Genomic DNA, 17,691 nt, shown 5'->3' on the forward strand with positions numbered 1-17,691 from the left:
CCGCGGGTAAACTCCGCGGCCCCTGATGAAGTTCTTTCACGCGGCGGACATCCACCTCGACAGTCCTCTGCGCGGGCTGGATCGATACGAGGGGGCGCCCGCGGACAAACTCCGCGGCGCGACGCGGCGGGCCCTCGAAGCGCTCGTCGAGGCGTGCATCGCCGAGGCCGTCGATTTCCTCCTCATCGCCGGCGACCTCTACGACGGCGACTGGACCGACTACAACACCGGCCTCTTCTTCGTCCGGCAGATGGCGCGCCTGCGCGACGCGGGCATCCGCGTGTTCATCGTCCGCGGCAACCACGACGCGAAGAGCAAGATCCTCCGTTTGCCCGACGGCGTGCGCGAGCTCTCGACCTCCCGCGCGGAGACGGTGGTCCTCGACGACGTCGGCGTCGCCGTGCACGGTCGCGGCTACGCCCGCGCCGAGACGACCGAGGACCTCGCCCAGACCTACCCCGCGCCGCGGCCTGACTACTTCAACATCGGCCTCTTGCACACGGCCGCCGAGGGCCGCGAGGGACACGCGCCGTACGCCCCGTGCCGCGTCGAGCACCTCGTGCAGAAGGGCTACGACTACTGGGCCCTCGGGCACGTGCACGCGCGCGAGGTCCTGCACGAAAAACCCTGGATCGTCTTCCCCGGCAACTTGCAAGGCCGCCACGCCCGCGAGACCGGGCCCAAGGGCGCGAGCCTCGTCACGGTCGAGGACGGCCGCGTCAAATCGGTCGAGCACCGCGTCCTCGACGTCGCGCGCTGGGCCGCCTGCCAGGTCGACGCCTCGCCCGCGCGCTCGCCCGACGACGTCCTCGAGCTCTGCCGCGCTGCGCTCTCGAACGAGGTCGATGCCGCCGACGGCCGCGTCGTCTGCGCCCGCATCGTCCTCACCGGCGCGAGCCGCGCGCACGCGGCCCTCGTGCGCGACGTCGGCCACTGGCGCGGCGAGATCCGCGGCCTCGCGAACGATCTCGGCGAGGCGTGGATCGAGAAGGTCGAGCTGCGCACGCGCACGCCGGCCGACCTCGACGCGCTCGCGCAGAACGACAACCCCATCGGCGGGCTCCTGAAGACCCTGCGCTTCATCCGCGACGACGACGACGCGCTCGACAAGCTCGGCAAGGAGCTCTCGGACATCGTCGGCAAGCTCCCGCAGGAGTTCTTCCAGAGCGACGCCGCCGCGAAAATTACCGATCTCTCGGTCCTCCGGCGCATCGTCGACGAGCTGCCGGACTACCTCCTGCCGCAGCTCTCCGGAGAGGGGGACGAGGCTTGAAGATCCTCTCGCTCGAGCTTTTGCGCTGGGGTCCGTTTTCGGATCTCGCGCTCGATTTCTCCTCGCCCGCGCGCGCGTTCCACCTCGTCGTCGGCTCGAACGAGGCCGGCAAGAGCACGACGCTCCGCGCCGTCGGCGGCCTGCTCTTCGGCATCCCCGAGCGCACGAGCGACGATCACCGGCACAAGATGTCCGAGCTGCGCATCAGCGGCCGCATCGGCGCCGAGGACGGGTCCGAGCTCGCGATCGTCCGGCGCAAGGGCCGCAAGGAGACGCTGCTCGATCCCGCGGGACAACCGCTCGACGAGGCGCTCTTGCGAAAGCTCCTCGGCAACATCGAGCGGCCGCAGTTCGAGACCATGTTCGGCCTCTCGCACGACGGCCTCGTGAAGGGCGGGCGCGAGCTCGTCGAGGGGCAGGGCGATCTCGGCGAGAGCCTCTTCGGCGCGGGGCTCGGGCAGACCGTCGCCTCGCTCCTGCGCAAGCTCGAAGGTCGCGCGGCGGAGATCTACCTGCCGCGCGGCAAGAAGAAGAAGATCAACGACGCGATCGACAAGTTCAAGGAGGCGAAGAAGCGCGCGCAGGAGCTCTCGCAATCGGCGCGCGACTTCGAGGACATCAACAAGCAGCTCGTCGAGCGCAGCGCCGAGTCCGCGCAACTCTCTGCGCAGCTTGGCGAGCTCGCGCGCCGCATGCGCCGCCTCCAGCGCGTCAAGCAGGTGCTCCGCCCCCTCGCCGAGCGCGCCGAGATCCTCGCAGCGCTCGACGCGCGGCGCGACGTCGTGGTCCTGCCCGAGACGGCGGCCGAGGATCGTCGCCGCGCGCAGGCCATCATCCACGAAGCCGGGCCCCGGGAGGAAAAACTGCGCGAGGACGTGCGCGAGCTCGAAGGAAAGCTCGCCGTGCTCGCGGTCCCCACGGCGCTCCTGCAAAAGGGCGCGCTCGTGCGGCAGGTGCAGGGCGAGCTCGGCAGCCACAAGAAGGCGAGCATCGACGCGACCCGCCTTCGCGGGGAGCTGCGGCAGGTCGAGGACGAAGCGCGTCGTCTCTGCGCACGGCTCGGTCGCGAGATTTCCGTCGAGGAGGCCGAGGCCTGGCAGCTCTCCGCGGTCGCGAGCACGCGCGTGCGTTCGCTCGTGAAGCAAAAGGTCGAGCTCGATGCGGCGGCGAAGAGCGCGGAGAGCGCGCTCGCCGCGGCCGAGGAGCGGCTCGACGACGAGAAGCGGCGCGGCGCGGCCTTGCCCCCGCCCGCGGACGTGGAGGCGCTCGCGCACGCGCTCGACGTCGCGCGGCGCGAAGGTGACCTCGACAAACGCATCCAGGAGCGCGCGCGGGCCGCCGAGAGCCTCGGGCAGCGCGTGCAAGCAGGGCGCGCCGCGCTCTCGCTCTTCGACGTCCCGTTCGACAAGATTGGCAACCTGCCCATGCCGACGCGCGAGACGATCGAGCGCTTCGAGCGCGCGCTCGGCGTGAAGGACGAGGAGCTCCGATCGCTCGGACAGACCCTCGCCGATCGCAAGCGCAAGCTCTCCGCGCTCGAACGGGAGCTCGAGCAGATCCGGCGCGGCGGCGCGGTGCCCACGGAGGCGGACGTCGCGGCGGCGCGAGGCGGGCGGGACGCGGCCTGGTTCGAGCTGCGGCGCGCGCTCATCGCGGAGCACGCGCGCATCGCGGACGACGTCGCGGCCTTCCGCAGCGGGCCTCCGCGTCCCGGCATCGACGTGGTGCTCGACTACGAGGCGAGCGTGCGTCGCGCCGACGATCTCGCCGATCGTCTGTTCCGCGAGGCCGACCGGGTCGCGAAGGTCTCGCAGCGATCCTTGGAGCAGCAAGGGCTCCTCCGCGAGATCGCCGAGCTCGACGCCGAGCGTGCCTCGCTCGAGGCGGCGCGGGACGAGCTCCTCCGGCAGTGGCAAGAGCAGTGGAAGGCGAGCTCCCTCGCGCCGCTCTCTCCCGCGGAGATGAAGGGGTTTCTCGGGCAGTACGAGCGGCTCGTCGAGGATCGGCGCCGGTGGGCGGAGGCCGAGGCGCTGCTCGCCGCGGATCGCGCGCTCGCGGCCGATCACGAGGAGGCGCTCGGCGCGCTCCTCCGCCCGCTCGGGCTCGCCGTGAAGGGCTTGCCTGCGCTCATGGAGCGGGCGCGCGCCGTTTGCGATCGGGAAGCGAAGGCGCAGAAGGATCGCGAGGCGCACGAGCGCGACCTCGCGCGCGCGAAGGATCAGGCCGCGCAGTGCAAGGCCCTCTTGGAGCGTCGGCGCGCGGAGCTCGCCGCGTGGTCGGCGCAGTGGGCTGAGGCGATGGCGAGCGTGGACCTGCCGGCGGTGACGGGCACGGTCGAGGCGGAGGAGGTGCTCGCGTTGCGGAGCGACCTCGAAAAACGCTGCGCGGACGCGCGGGACCGGCGGCGCCGCATCGAGGGCATCGAGCGGGACGCGCGGCTCTTCGCGGATCGCGTCGTGGAAATCACCCGCGCCGCCGCGACCGATCTCGTGGACGCGCCGATCGAGCACGCGGCGAACCTCGTCGTCGAGCGCTTCCTCGCGGCGGAAAAAGACGAGATCGCGCGGCAGAAGGACGCGCAGAAGCTCGACGAGAAGCGGCGCGAGCTCGAAGAGGTGATCCTGCGCCGCAAGGCCGCCGAAAACGAGCTCAGCGCCCTTCGGTCGGCAGCGCGTGCGGAAAGCCTCGTGGAGCTCGGGGAGGCCGAGGATCGCTCGAAGGAGGTCCGCGCGCTCCGGGCGCGCCTCGCCCCGATCGAGCAGCAGCTCCTCCACCTCGGCGAGGGGCTCGGCATCGAGGCCCTCGCCACGGAGTGCCATGGGCTCTCGGGCGACGATGTCGCGACGGAGCTCTCCTCGCTGGAGGAGCAGATCCAGTCGAAGAACGACGCCAAGGCCAAGGTCGAGCAGGAGATCGGCAAGCTCGAAGAGCGTCGCGGGCGCGTCGACGGCGGGGACGGCGCCGCGCAGGCCGCGGCCGAGGCCGAGGGCCACCTCGCGGCGATGGGCGTGCTCGTCGAGGAGTATGCGCGGGCGCGGCTCGCGTTTCGCCTGCTCGAAGAGGAGATCAAGCAGTATCGCGAGCGACACCAGGGGCCCATCGTGCGCCGGGCTTCGGAGCTCTTCCAGCGGCTCACGCTCGGCTCGTTCCTGGAAATTCGCGGCGACGACGAGGGCGACGAGAGCCGCCCCGTCTTGAAATGCGTCCGCACCTCGGGCGAGCGCGTCGGCGTCGAGGGCCTCAGCGACGGCACGCGCGATCAGCTCTTTTTCGCGCTCCGTATGGCGAGCCTGGAGCGCCATTTCGAGCACAACGAACCCATTCCGTTCGTCCTCGACGACATCCTCGTCAATTTCGACGACACGCGCTCCCGCGCCGCGCTCTCCATCCTCGGCGAGCTCTCGCAGAAGACGCAGGTCCTTTTCTTCACGCACCACGCGCGTGTCGCGGATCTCGCCCGCGAGGCCGTCCCGCCGTCCCGACTTTGCTTGCACGATCTCGACACGCTCGGCGGGCGCGCGCGTTTGCGGCCGGCAAGCTAGAGCCTCCCGCGTTCGAATCGCGGTACCATGAACCTCCTCATGGGCACGACCGCGCGGCGCCTTCTCGGCGCCATCCCTTTCGTCGTTTCCTCCCTCGTTCTCGGCTGCGGCGCCGATCCTGATCCAGCGCCCACGCCCAAACCCGCCATTTCCTGGGAGGATTGCGGCGGCGGCTTCGAATGCGCCACATTCTCCGTGCCCGTTCATCACGACGCGCCGGACGGAAGGACGTTTTCCATTCCGCTCGTGCGACGCCCGGCCGCGGTTCCGTCCGCGCGTATCGGCTCCTTGCTCGTCAATCCTGGCGGCCCCGGCGGATCCGGCGTCGGCTGGGTGCGCGGGGCGCAGATCGCCTTGCCGCAGCCCATCAAGGATCGCTTCGACCTCGTCGGCTTCGATCCGCGTGGCCAGGCCGGTAGCACGCCCCTGATCGATTGCGTCGACGACCTCGGACCCGTCGTCGGCCTCGATCCGACCCCCGACGACGACGCCGAGCGCGCCGCCTTGATCGCCGGCGCGGACGCGTTCGCGGCGGCTTGCAAGGCGCGGAGCGGCGACCTCTTGCCGTTCGTCGGGACGAACAACGTCGCCCGCGACATGGACCTCCTCCGCGAGGCCCTCGGCGACGAGAAGCTCACCTACCTGGGTTTGTCGTATGGAACGTTTCTCGGGACGATCTACGCCGAGGCCTACCCCGACCGCGTCCGTGCGATCGTGCTCGACGGCGCGATCGATCCGACGGTCTCGGGCGACGCCTTCATCAAGGGGCAGGCCCTCGGCTTCGAGGCCGAGCTCGAGGCGTTCCTCGCCGCGTGCGCGGCGAACACGAGCTGCGCATTTCATTCGGGCGGCGACCCGTGGTCCGCGTACGACGCCGTGAAGGCCGCGATCGAGGCGTCTCCGCTGCCCGCGCCGCCGGGCAGCGCGCGCACGCTCGGGCCCGGCGAGCTCCTCTACGGCGTCGCGCAGCCGCTCTACAACAAGGCGCAATGGAAATTCCTCGCCCAGGCGCTCGCCCTCGCGGCCACGGGGGACGGCTCGGGCCTGCTCGCATTCGCGGACGCGTACGTCGCCCGGAGCGCGGACGGCACGTACGGCGCGTCGTTCGAGGTGTATTACGGGGTCACCTCGATCGACAATGTGTTTCCCCACGATCCCCAGGTTTATCGAACGCTGACGGACGAGCTCCAGGCGAAGGCGCCGCGCATCGGCGCGTATTTGCCCGCCACGGCGCTGCCCTCCGCGCACTGGCCGATCCCGCCGTGGCGCTCGAATACGCCCGTCTCCGCCGATGGCGCGGCGCCGATCCTCGTCGTCGGCGCCACCGGCGACCCCGCGACCCCGTATCCCTGGGCCGTCTCGCTCGCCGCGCAGCTCTCCTCCGGGGTTTTGCTCACGCGCGACGGCCCGGGGCACGTCTCGTTCCTCCGAGGAATCACGTGCATCGACCAGGCGATCACCGATTACCTCGTCGATCTCGTGGTCCCGGCCGAAGGGACGACCTGCAAATGATCAGGGCGCGTCGCTGCAAACCTCGTCGACGAGCAGGACGTCGTCGATCGCGTATCCGCCCCAGCCCGCCGCGTCACCGCTCTCGTACGACCACACGAGCGACGTGCTCGGGCCCGTGAACACGTCGAGCTTGCGCTCCACCTCGGCCCACGCCGGCACCGGCTGGCCGTCCGTCGGCCCCGGCTTCACCAGCGAGAGCAGCGTCGTTCGCGCGGGCCCTTGTTGCACCGAAAGCGTCACGGTCGGGGGCGCGCCGACCATCCCTGCGGGGGTGAAGTCGACCCATTCGTGGAAGACGAGCATCAGGGCCAGCGCGCCCGTCGTGTCCACGTTCGGCGATTCGAGCTCGCCCGAGGTCCCGGGCGGGACACACGTCCCGAGCCCGACCCCCACGACGCTCCCGTCGTCCGTGCCCGTGACGTCGTCCTCCGGCGCAAGGCATCCCCCGCCGCCCGGCACCGCCTGCGCGAAGCCGCTGTTCGTCCCGGAAAACCACCGCTCCTCCGCGGCGCCCGTGTTCAGCACGCTCTGCGAAAAGGTTTGTCGCAGATAGACCCGCCCCACGGTCCCGTTGCAGTTCTGATCCACCTCGTCACAGAGCTCCTTGGCGTTCGGGTGGACGCCGGGATCCGTGTCGTCGCAATCCTTGCCTTCCTGCACCCACACGCCTCCGCCCACGGGCGGGGGCGGCGGCGCGCAGGTCCCGGGCTCGTCGACGAGGCGCGGCGTGCTGCCGATCCCGTCCCCGTCCGCGTCCAGGAAAAAGAGCGCGTAACAGCGCACGTCCTCTCCCTCGCAGGCCGTGCGGCCCGGGCACGACTCCGTGTCGCTCTTGAAAATCTGGCAATCGAGGATGGGAAAGTCCTCGTCCGTCTTCCCGTCGCAGTCCTGATCGATCCCATCGCATTGATCGTCGGACGCGCGCGTGTTCACCTCGTCGCTCCCGTCGTTGCAGTCGAGGGTGTTCGTCACGTACTCGGGCGGCGGATCCCCGCACCATTCGAGCCGATCGTGCGGGGTCCCCTCGCCGTCCTTGTCCGCGTCGCGGTACACCGTCGTGAGGACCGTGCATTGCTGTGTGTAATCGTCGCCGAGCGCGATGAACGTCTCGCAGCCGAAAAGGCCCCCCGAGACGCCGATCGACACGAGCGCGATCCGCCTCAAAACACGCCTCGCACGGCCATGAAGCCCCCGCGCACGTCGAGCTCCACGCGCGCCCCGCGCGCGGCCGCGGGCGTCGCGTTCGGCGCGAACAAGAGCACCGAGGCGCCCGCCGCCGCGGCGATCGCCGTCACGCCGAAGCCCAGGTTCGAGACCGACGCATACGTCTTCGTCTGCTCGTACGCCGCGAACCCCGCCGGCGTGCACCGCTCTTGCACGCACTCCGTTTCGAGCACCTCACGCCGATCGAGCGTGAGCCCCCCCGTCACCACGCCCGTCACCAGCGCGAGCGCGCCAATCGAGAAGAACCCACTCGCGGCCACGAGGCTCCACGTCGGCTTCGTCGGCGGGGCCGGCGCGGGCTCGATCGTCCGGTCCACGCCCTTCGCGAAGAGGCCGAGGCGCAGGACGATCGACACGCTCCGGCCCTCGGGCAGCTCCACCTCGCGCGCCGTCCGCGCGCCGCTCCGCGCGAGCGCCTCGACGTCGTGTTTGCCCGGATCGAGCTCGCGCGGCTCACCCATCGGCCAGAGCTCGCCGTCCACGAACAGCGTCACCTCCGCGGGCGGCGGGCCGCGCACGTCGACCGCGAGCGTCGGGATGCGCAGGCGCACCGGGCCGACCTCCGCGGTCGCCGCCTGCCGCGCGCGGAGCAGCGACTCCGACGGCGTCTCCGGCAGCGGCTCGGCCAGCGTCCGCTCATAAAGCGCGCGCGCTTCGAGCAGCTTGCCGCGTTTGTCCTGGCACCGGGCCATGTAAAGCACGAGCTGCGGCGTGTGGAATTGCTCGTCGGCGTCGCGGAAGAGCGGGTAGGCCTCGGCGTACTGGGCGGCGCGGAAGAGCTGCATCGCGCGGCGGCCTTTTTCCAGGGCGACGGCGCGCTTCTCCTCGCGCTGCTCTTCCTCGGACGGCTCCGCGCGCGGCGGGGTCGTCGCCTCGGCCTGCGGCGGTTCGTCCGCCTGCGACGCGAACGGAAAGAGGAGCGCCGCCGTGAGCGCGGCTCCGGCGAGGGAGACGCGGCGGCCTCGATTCATCGCGGGGGCTGGGGCGTGGCCGGCTTCGACAAACCGAGCAGCTCGTCGTCCTCGTTCGTCGTCGAGGCCGGCGCGGGCTCAGGCTTGCCGTCCGCGCCCGTCTTCGGGGTCGCGGGTTTGGCGGGGACGACCGGTTTGTCACTCCGAACGGGCGCCTCGGGGGCCGTCCGTTTCTGCGCGTCGACCTCGGCGAGCGCCTCGGGCGTCGCTTTCGGGACCGCCTCGGGCGTGGGCGGCGGCGGCGGGGGCGCCTCGGGCTCGGTCACGGGCGGCGGCAGCGGGAGCGTCGGGCTGCCCGGGCCATCGATGCGCGCTTCCTGCGCTGTCGCGTGCGGGCCGAGGTACACCCACCCGAGGGCGCCGAGCGCGAGCGCGGCGAGCCCCGCGGCGGCGAACCTCCGCTGCTTGTCTTTCTTCGGGCTGCCCTCGTCGTCCTGCGTCCGGCCCGAGGGCGAGAGCGTGAGCGTGCCCGAACCCTCGGGCGCGGCCATCGTCTCGGCGAGCGCGACGGCGGCGTTTTTCTCGACGCGGCGCGGCGACGGGCTCGGGATCTCGGCGGTCGCGTCGAGCCCGACGCTCGGATCGCGCTTCACGTCCGCGGCGCCCTTCCCCTCGGATGCGGGCATGTGGGCGAGCGCTTCGAGGGCGTCGAAGAGCTCGCGCGAGCTCTGGAAGCGCTCTGCCGGGTCACGCGCGAGGGCGCGCTCGAAGAAGCGATCGACCTCGGGGCCGAGCTCGGGCGCGAGCGTCGAGGGTTTTGCGATCGGATCGGTGCAGATCGCCACGAGCACCGCGCCGACCTCGTCCTCGACGAACGGCATCCGGCCCGTGAGCATCTGGTAGAGGATCACGCCGAGCGACCAGAGATCGCTGCGGTGGTCGACCTCCTTGGATTTGCGGATCTGCTCGGGGCTCATGTAGAGCGGCGAGCCGACGAGGTTGCCCGAGCGCGTCACGTCGCCCGACTGGGGCGTGCCCGGCGAGACGGCCTTCGCGATGCCGAAGTCGAGCAGCTTTACGGCCTCGTCGTCGTCTTGACGGGCGAGGAAAACGTTGCCGGGCTTGAGGTCGCGGTGGACGAGGCCGAGCTCGTGCGCGCGGCGCAGGGCCTTGCAGATCGGCTGCGTGATGCGGATGGCCTCGGCGAGCCCGATCTTGCCGCGTTTGTCGAGGCGCGCGGCGAGGTCTTCGCCGCGGAGCAGCTCCATCACGATGTAGGGCGTTTCGCCCTCGACACCGTAGTCGTGCACCTCGACGACGTGCGCGCTCTGGATTTGCGCCGAGGCGCGCGCTTCGCGTTCGAAGCGCGCGCGCGCGGTCTCGGAGGCGGCGAGGGCCGGCTCCATGAACTTCACGGCGACGGCCCGGTCGAGCTTGAGGTGGTGGGCGATCCACACGGCGCCCATGCCGCCCCGTGCGAGCGGTCGCTCGAGGCGGATCTTTCCGGCGATGAGCTGTCCCTCGGCGATGACGGTCACGATGGACCCAGGATACCACGAGATTCGTTTCGTGGATCGCGCGCGTCGTGAGGGGTGTGATGGAAAAGCGTGGGGAGGGGGGCGGGGAGGAGGCGCGAAAAAGCGCAGCTCAGTTGCTGTCGCCCGAGGGTTTCGGCGGCGGGAGCTCGCCTTCCTCGCGCAGTTTTTCGACGGTCCGCCCCTGGACCTTCTCACCGATCCATGCGCCTGCGACGGCCATGAGGATGCCGACGACGAAGGTGGTACCGAGGCCGACCAGGGCGCCGCCGAGGGGGTAGCTGTACTGGAGGTGCCAGATGATCGTGTGCATGGCGTTCGGCAGGATCGCCATGAACGTCGCGAGGGCGGGCTCCTTCAGCGTCTCACCGGGGCTGAAGATGCCGATGAGGATGCCGCCGACGAAGTACGAAACGAACGCCACGATGCCGGCGAGGACGAGTCCGCCCTTCTCGGGGCCAAAGCTCGTGACGATCGAGGTCTCGACCCCGCCGAGCAGGAGGAGGCGCATCACGAAGTAGAGCGAGATGATGACGCCGCCACCGATGATGACCCATTTGTAGGACAGCTCTTTGCGTTTGCTCATGCGATTCCCGAAGCGTGGATGGGGGAGTGCGTCGCGGCGCATCATGGCGCCACGGGGCAGGGGGTGTCAACGGCGGGGTGTGTCGGGGAGGTGTCGCCCGGCGGGGGGACGCACGCGAGCCGCTCAGGGTTCGCGTGCGCCGTATTCGGCAGGACGGATCAATTGCCGCTGGTGAGCAGGTTGTACGTGTCGAGATCGGCCTCGTGCACGCCGTAGCGGCCCGACGCGATCAGCACCTCGTCGTCGTCGATGATCGGCGTGACGCTGTAGTACCAGTTCCAACCCGGGAAGAATGCCGTGGACGTCGGGGTCGTCGGGTCGTCCAGGTTTGCCATGAGCACGCCGCTGTTCAGCGAGAAGAAGGCGCGGCGCTCCGCGACGCTGACCAAGTTCGCGCCGGAGGGGCGCTTCACGCTCGACATGACCTGGAACGTATCGTTATTGCCGCTCCTCGGCTTGAGGACGCTGAAGCGATCATTCTGGGTCGTGTAGTAGCTGTAGCCCTCCCACACGAGGTTGTGCGTGGCGACGGGCCGGCCGCCCTTGTCGATGAACAGCGCGTTCACGGACCGGTTCGCGAAATGGTGCTTGTTTTCGAGCTCGGCCTTGTTGCCCTGGAGCTTCAGCTTCGAGACGGCGGTCTCGATGTACTGCTGGCCCCAGACCCGGTCTTGCGTGAAGATCGTCGAGCCATCCCGCGCGATGATCGTGCCGGGCACGTTGATCCCCGCTTCGAGTTTCGGCTGCGAGGGCTTCTTCAGGTCGAGCTTCTTCAGGAAGTACCGCGCATAGGGCCGCGTGTCGCCGGCGACCTGCTCCGACTTCTTCACGGTGATGTAAAGGTTGCCGTCGCCGAGGCCTCGCATCTCGACGTACTCCTCGGCCGCCGCCGGCGTCAGGTCGATCGCGGGCAGGAGCGTCGGCTGCGACGGGTTCGAGAAGTTCACGAGCTTGAGCTGGCCCTTGGTGCGAACGCGGTGCGCTTCATAGTCGCTGCCGTAGCAGTACCCATAAGCGCCCGCCTGCTCCGCGGTGATCGGCGTGCAGGTCGTCTCCGCGTTCGCGTGATCGACGCATTCGGCGAAGCCGCCGTTGCAGTAATCGATCTGGCCGCCGTTGATCTTCTGGCAGTTCTCGTTGCCGACGACGAACGTGCATCCCTCCTGGCCCCGGCAGGGCGACCAGGAATAGTTGTACCGGTAGCAAATCTCGAGCGTGGCCGTCTCGTCGGCGCTGCCGTTCGTCGCGACGAACCCGAGGGACTTGTTCCCGACGACGTCCGAATCGGCGTAATAAATGTAGCTGTACGGCAGCTCCGTCGTGACGAGCGTGCCGCCCTCCACCGGGTGCTTCGGATTCGAGAGGTCCCAGACCTTGATTTTCGTCTCGTAGTTCGGCCAGCCGAGCCACGTGCCGGTGACGGTGACGAACAGGTCGCCCACCTGGTAGTACTTCGCGTTCGCCGGGACCTCGAATGTGGCCACGGGCGTGCCGGTGTCGACGTCCTGCGTGTTGCGGATGATGTCGACCTTGGCCGTCGCGTTCGGCTCGTACCAGTACCAGTAATCGTCGTAGTCGGGGCCGCGGAGGCGCGCGCGGTAATTGTCGTAGACCCAGACGCGCGTGTAGTCGGGCGCGAGATTGAGCTCGCCGACCTTCTCGGGCGCGTCGAGGTCCGATTGATCCCAGATGCGCAGGTTCGTCTCGGACAGGTTCGCCCCGTTCGTCGCGTCGAGCTTGAACGTGCGGCGGACCGCGTCGGTATGGTCCATGAGGCCGCGGCGCGTGATCGTCGTGTTCGAGAACGTGAAGATCTGGACCGCGGACTCGTACGAATAGCCGCCGTTCACGTATTTGTAGCCGGCGAAGGGCAGGAGCACGAGGCCCGTCTCGGTCTCGCCCGTCGGCGCCGTCACGTTCACCGCGTTGTGGAGCACGCTGAACGCGCGGTGGTCCCAGTTCGCCTCGGACCAGTTCCAGCCGTGATCCTCGCCCTGCACCTCCTCGCGGGCGAGCAGCGGATTCGGGTTCTCGAGGTTCGTGATGTCGTAGAGGCTGACGGCGAGCTTGCGGCCGTTCTGATCATCGACGCCGATGCCGATGAGGCGCGTGTTGTCGAACGCGGGCCGGAAAAAGTCGTTCCAGCCGGAGACGATGAACTCGCTCTTCTCCTCGGCGTTGCCGTTCGGATCGATCGAGAATGCGTGGAACGGGTCCTGGTTGCGGTACGTCACGGCGAACGCCCGATCGTCGAGGAAGACCGCGGCGAAGAGCGACATGTTCTCGCCGAACGGCACCGAGTCGATCGGCGTGACGTTGTCGAGGTTCGACGCGTCGTACGTCTGCAGGTAGCTCTGCTGGCCCCAGCCCCATTGCGGGCCCGAGAAGATGCGGAGCTGGTCGTTCCGGTAGTCCATGTGGAATTGCGACCGGATGTAGCCGTTGACGGTGACCTCGTCGCGCTGGACCATCGTGCCGCCGTTGTCGGAGATGTCGATGATCGCGACGTCGCTCTGCTGCGACGACCACCAGTCCTTCTCGCGCGCGACGAGCAGCACCTCGTTCTCCGCGTGGATGGCCGAGACGTAGCCGCCGAGGGGCAGCTCGCTCTTTTCGATCATCGCCGTCTGGCCGACGTCGAAGCTCTTCACGGTGCTGCCGAGGACCCACTCCCAGTGGCCCTGGGCGTTGATGAACCAATCGTAGTGGCTCGCGGCGACGAACAGCGCGTCCTGCGTGGCGCCGTTCGCGTAGCGGCTCGTCTGGATGTTGCCCGGCACGTCGAACTGCGAGAGCACCACGGGCTTCGAGCGATTCGAGATGTCGACGAGGAGCACCGTGCCGCCCGAGGTGCTGTCGACCTCGAGGCTGTTCGGCTTGCCCTTGTAGCCGTACCAGTCGTTCATCAAGAGGACAGCGCGCGTCCCGTCGACGTACATCTCGACCGGCGTGCCGCCCACCTGGAGCTGGCCGACGACCTTGGGCTCGGTCACGTCACTGACGTCGATCACCTGCAGGCCGCGATACCAGTTGAGGTTCAGGAGGGTGCCATTGTTCATGACACGGTAGATGTCGCCCTCCTCGAGCTCCTGCTCCTCTTCTTCCTCCTCTTCTTCCTCCTCTTCTTCCTCCTCTTCCTCCTCGCCCCACAGGAACTGATAGTTCGGCTGATCGGCCGACAAGAACGAGGTCGGGCCCTTTGCGGCTCCCTCGGCCTCGCCCGTGTTCTCTTCGCCATCCCCCGGATTCACGGCGCATCCCTGCCCGGCCACGAACAATAGCGCCGTCAAGAGACCCGCTGTTCGTGCCACGGGACCACGATTCAAGAAACTGCGCATCGATTCGCTCCCTTCGTCCTTCACACAAGATGAAGGAATAAAAGCCTTCCTACCTAACCGACCCATCCGGGGGGTGTCAAGGCGCCTACGCGTCGCGCTCTTTCGCGCCCATGCGCGTACATGTCGCACAGGGATGTCGTGCGCTGCGTCAATGGCGAAATCTTCCGCGTCCGTGCAGGTGCGAAATGCCCGGTGCGGAGGCTCCGCGTCTCCGTCCTGGGGGGACACGTCGTGCGTGCGACGATTTCTTGCTGCCTTGCGCGGACCCTTGATCCTTGGTAAGGGTCGGAGTTCCCTTCAGGACCCTTCCATGCGGCAAAGAAGCCCCGTTTCGATAGCTTGGTTTTCGGCGCTGGCGTCCGTGGCGGCGCTGTCCCTCCTCGGCGCGGCGGGCTGCAAGCGCGACGGCGCGAAGGAGAGCGAGGCGTCGCCGGCCCCGAGCGGCGCGGCGAGCGCGGCGCCTTCGGCCGACAAGAAGAAGGCGAGGGTCCGCGGGCCGGACATGCGCGACGACCGCTTCGACGCGAAGATCGCCGAGAACCTGCCGAAGGTGCCGGACCCGAAGATCACGGGCCCCGACAATGCGGGCGCGCCGCTCGAAAACCAGGTGTTTCGCGATCGCGTGCTCGGCTTCGCGAGAAAGGTCTCGGCGATCGAAAAGGAAGGGGAGACCGTCGCGTGTGAACTTCCCGTGACATCGCCGAAACCATTTCGTGCCGTCGTGTGGGGGTATCGCGAAGGGGCCCAGGTGGCGCGCGGAGAAGCCTCGGATGCGTCGCTCTGCGTGGCGCTGAAGGATGCCACGCGGCGCGCGGTCGCCTCGGGCGGCGGGACGAAAGAGGCGCTCGGCACGACGCGGCTCGCCATCGAGCTGCCGGACCACGGCATGTCGATCCTCGAACACGAGGGCAAGGGGCTCGAGCTCGATCACGGCCTCGTCCCGGTCCGGTCGTTCGACAAAGCGCTGCTCGCGAAGCGCATCGACGAGGGGCAGGCCTATCTCTTGCGCGTGCTCGACGCCGAGCACAAGGGCGCGCACAAGTACTATCACGCCCCGGCCGACGCCTTCGAGCCCGAGCTCCACACCATTTACACGGCCTCGACGGGTTTCACGCTGCTCAAGCTCCACGCGATGAAGAAGGACAAGGGCCTGCTCGACCAGACGAAGAGCACGGCCGAATTCCTGCTTTCGATGCAGAGCCGCGACGAGCGCGACCACACCGCGGGCGGATTCTTTTACACGCTCGATCTGAAGCGCGGCAAACCCGAGCGAAAGCTGGTCGTCGGCACGACGTCGAAGACGATCTTCACGCTGCTCGAGCTCCACGCGCTGACGAAAGAGGCGAAGTACATGGACGCCGCGCGCAAAGCCGGCGACTGGCTCATCTCGATGCAGCTTCCCACGGGCGCGGTGCGCGCGTCGCTGAGCCAGCACGAAGGCGGCCCCTGGGCGGTGCAGGCGAAGGAGTCGACGCTTTATACCGGGCAGGTGCTCTCGGCGCTCTCGCGCTTGCATCGCGCGACGAAGGATACGAAGTACCTCGACGCCGCCGCTTCGACGGCGATGCACCTCGCGCAGAAGGTCGAGACGAAGGGCTGCTACGTCGGCGACGAATACCGCAAGCCGAACCCGATCTCGAGCTCGTGGCTCATCCTCTCGCTGCTCGATTTCACCAAGGCCACCGGCGACAAACGCATCGAGGACATGGTCTTCCGGTGCTCGCGCGAGCTGCTCGGGCGGCAGTGGAAGCGGCCCGAGGACCCCTACCGGTACGGGCGCTGGAAGGGCTCGCTTTCGAGCAGCGGCACGGGCTGGCTCGCCGAGGTCATGAGCGAGGTGTTCCTGTTCTGCCGCGACAAGGGCAAGGAGAACTGCGACGCCTACAAGGACGCGGTCGTCGCCGCCGTTCGGCAGATCATGCAATACACCTATTCGCCCGAGAATGATTTCGTGGTGAAGAACCCGAAAGCGGCCGCGGGCGGCGTGTTCTGGAGCGTGCGCGAACGGTACGTCCGGACAGACTCGGTTTGTCACGCCATGAACGCGTACATCAACATCCTGCCGTTCCTCGGCGAAGGCCCGCTGCTCGAGCTGCCCGAGATGAAGCTCGCGGACAGGCTCGCGTTCGACGCGGAGGCCGACGACAAGAAGGCCGAGGCCGAGGATCGGGCCGGCGGGGACGATCACGAGGGCGCGGACGAGGGGCCGATGTCGCGCGCCGAGGATCCGAACGAGGAGGGCGCGACGAGAGGCCCGCGCCGGCCGCCGATGAGCGGAATGCCGGAGGACGGTCCGCCGAGGCCGCGTTTGCCCAGGGGCCCGAGGCCGCCGGGCGCCCGCGGCCCCGGGAGGCCGCCGGGCGCGCCGCCGCCGCCGCCGGACATGCAGCAGTAATCAGAAAATTTCGGGGCAATACGGCAGGCGCGGCGCGACGAACATGCGATCGGCGCGCTCGAGCGCGCCCTCGGTCCGGGCCTCGACGCCGCCGACCTCCGCGAGGCGCGAGAACGAAAACCCCCCGAGATACGCCGAGCCGAGCGCCGCGGCCGAGACCCGCAAATCCCAGGGCTCCTCGGTCCGCGTCGCGCGCGAGGCGCCCGCGTCGAGCCGGTATCGCCCCGTGTTCCAGGGGCAAAAAGGATCGTCGACCTCGATCACGATCGTGCCCTCCGCGCCATACCGCCGCGCCGCGAGCGCCGAAGGCACGTCCACGATGCGGACCCACACCGAGTCATAGGCGCGGTAATGCAGGCGCCGCGGCTCCGCGAGCAGGAGGAAGAGCGGGTGATCCGGGGGCAAACACGTCGCGTTGATGCGCGTCGCGAGATCGATGTCGCAGAGGTACCGCCACACGGCGCGCGTGCCCGCGGGCGTCGCGCCCATCGCCTCCTGCACGGTCACCGTGACGGAAGGGATCTGTGTGTCCATGAATTCGAGGCGGACGCGGTAGAGCGCATAGCCCTCGTCACGGCCGTCGATCCGGAACATCACGCGCTGCAGCGGCCCCGATCCGGCCCGCGCCGACTCCACGTCGAGCACCCTTCGCAGGCTCCACCACCCGGGCGAGCGCGAGGGCATGCACGGGGCGGCGCGGCGCGCGCGCTCGTACACGGGCGGCATTCGTTCGAGCGCCTCCGCTTCGCTCACGAATTGCGCGTCGAAAGGGACGGGCGAGCCCACGAATGCGGAGTGGCCGCGCTCGATCGACACGTCGCCCGCGAGCGCGGCGATTCCGTACCCGAAGCGCCCGTAAATCGTCGCCTCGGTCGCCCAGAGCGAAGCGATGGGCTGCCCGCGCTCCCGCGCGTCGGCGAGCTGCCGCTCGATGAGCTTGCGCAGGATGCCGCGCCTGCGGTGCGTCGGTATCACCGAGACCATCGTCAGGCCCGACGTGGGCACGGTGCCGCCGCCGGGCGTGCTGAAGTCGAAGGCGAACGCGCCCGCGGCGCCGACGATCGTATTGCCGTCATAAGCCCCGATCCGCGTGGCGAACTCGGGCAGGCGTCGGGCGCGCTCCGCGCGCTCGGGCGAGGGCGGGAGGCCAAAGGCAGTAAGGATGGGATGGGCAAACTCGTCCGTGTGCTCGGGGCCGAGGAGGCGAATCTCGATGGACATGGCGGGACGAACCCTACCACCGTTCGTCCCGCCCGCGCGCTTGGTCCGTGCTCCGCATGGCTCGCTGCGCGGCGGCGGTGCGGCGGCGCGCTTCTCGGTGGACGAACGGTGACGTCCCGGATGGCACGGCCCTCGCACATGTCGATCGGAACGA

The 17,691-nt window shown here is 69.2% G+C and carries 10 protein-coding genes; 4 read left to right on the forward strand and 6 right to left on the reverse strand.

Annotated features, from left to right (window positions below):
- Positions 1-25: 25 nt before the first annotated feature.
- From QHF85_RS16580 to QHF85_RS16590, 3 genes are read left to right on the forward strand one after another with little or no spacing between them, the layout of a single operon-like run.
- Complete coding sequence (locus QHF85_RS16580) at positions 26-1,273, forward strand: DNA repair exonuclease (protein ID WP_281328163.1); 1,248 nt, start codon at positions 26-28, stop codon at positions 1,271-1,273.
- Positions 1,270-4,815: a YhaN family protein gene (locus QHF85_RS16585; RefSeq protein WP_281328164.1), complete on the forward strand. Its 3,546-nt coding sequence runs from the start codon at positions 1,270-1,272 to the stop codon at positions 4,813-4,815. The genes QHF85_RS16580 and QHF85_RS16585 overlap by 4 nt, the downstream gene beginning before the upstream one ends.
- A 27-nt stretch (positions 4,816-4,842) precedes the next feature.
- On the forward strand, positions 4,843-6,327 hold the full coding sequence (locus QHF85_RS16590; protein WP_281328165.1) for an alpha/beta hydrolase: 1,485 nt from the start codon (positions 4,843-4,845) through the stop codon (positions 6,325-6,327).
- Here the strand turns inward: QHF85_RS16590 and QHF85_RS16595 are convergent, their stop codons facing one another.
- The 5 genes from QHF85_RS16595 to QHF85_RS16615 form a co-directional block, all read right to left on the reverse strand.
- Complete coding sequence (locus QHF85_RS16595; protein WP_281328166.1) at positions 6,328-7,473, reverse strand: putative metal-binding motif-containing protein; 1,146 nt, start codon at positions 7,471-7,473, stop codon at positions 6,328-6,330.
- A gap of 14 nt (positions 7,474-7,487) precedes the next feature.
- Positions 7,488-8,522 carry a hypothetical protein gene (locus QHF85_RS16600; protein WP_281328167.1) on the reverse strand — a complete coding sequence of 345 codons (1,035 nt, stop codon included), beginning with the start codon at positions 8,520-8,522 and terminating at the stop codon, positions 7,488-7,490.
- Positions 8,519-10,000 carry a serine/threonine-protein kinase gene (locus QHF85_RS16605; protein WP_281328168.1) on the reverse strand — a complete coding sequence of 494 codons (1,482 nt, stop codon included), beginning with the start codon at positions 9,998-10,000 and terminating at the stop codon, positions 8,519-8,521. The genes QHF85_RS16600 and QHF85_RS16605 overlap by 4 nt, the downstream gene beginning before the upstream one ends.
- A gap of 109 nt (positions 10,001-10,109) precedes the next feature.
- Positions 10,110-10,583 (reverse strand): hypothetical protein, encoded by a 474-nt coding sequence (locus QHF85_RS16610; RefSeq protein ID WP_281328169.1) that lies wholly within the window; start codon positions 10,581-10,583, stop codon positions 10,110-10,112.
- Positions 10,584-10,741: 158 nt separating this feature from the next.
- Positions 10,742-13,873, reverse strand: a complete 3,132-nt coding sequence (locus QHF85_RS16615; RefSeq protein ID WP_281328170.1) for a beta-propeller domain-containing protein — start codon at positions 13,871-13,873, stop codon at positions 10,742-10,744.
- Between the two features lie 409 nt (positions 13,874-14,282).
- Here QHF85_RS16615 and QHF85_RS16620 point away from each other — a divergent pair, with 409 nt between their 5' ends.
- A complete protein-coding gene (locus QHF85_RS16620) occupies positions 14,283-16,316 on the forward strand; it encodes a glycoside hydrolase family 76 protein (protein WP_281328171.1) in 2,034 nt (677 codons plus the stop codon).
- Here the strand turns inward: QHF85_RS16620 and QHF85_RS16625 are convergent, their stop codons facing one another.
- Entirely contained in the window at positions 16,317-17,537 is a 1,221-nt protein-coding gene (locus QHF85_RS16625; protein WP_281328172.1) for a GNAT family N-acetyltransferase, read from the reverse strand.
- Positions 17,538-17,691: the final 154 nt, after the last annotated feature.

The organism is Polyangium sp. 6x1 (genome assembly GCF_029946515.1).
GTDB lineage: Bacteria > Myxococcota_A > Polyangia > Polyangiales > Polyangiaceae > Polyangium.

Coding starts and splice junctions, on each gene's coding strand:
- QHF85_RS16600 (WP_281328167.1), bottom strand. CDS start 8,522: ATGAATCGAGGCCGCCGCGTCTCCCTCGCCGGAGCCGCGCTCACGGCG.
- QHF85_RS16625 (WP_281328172.1), bottom strand. CDS start 17,537: ATGTCCATCGAGATTCGCCTCCTCGGCCCCGAGCACACGGACGAGTTT.
- QHF85_RS16580 (WP_281328163.1), top strand. CDS start 26: ATGAAGTTCTTTCACGCGGCGGACATCCACCTCGACAGTCCTCTGCGC.
- QHF85_RS16610 (WP_281328169.1), bottom strand. CDS start 10,583: ATGAGCAAACGCAAAGAGCTGTCCTACAAATGGGTCATCATCGGTGGC.
- QHF85_RS16590 (WP_281328165.1), top strand. CDS start 4,843: ATGAACCTCCTCATGGGCACGACCGCGCGGCGCCTTCTCGGCGCCATC.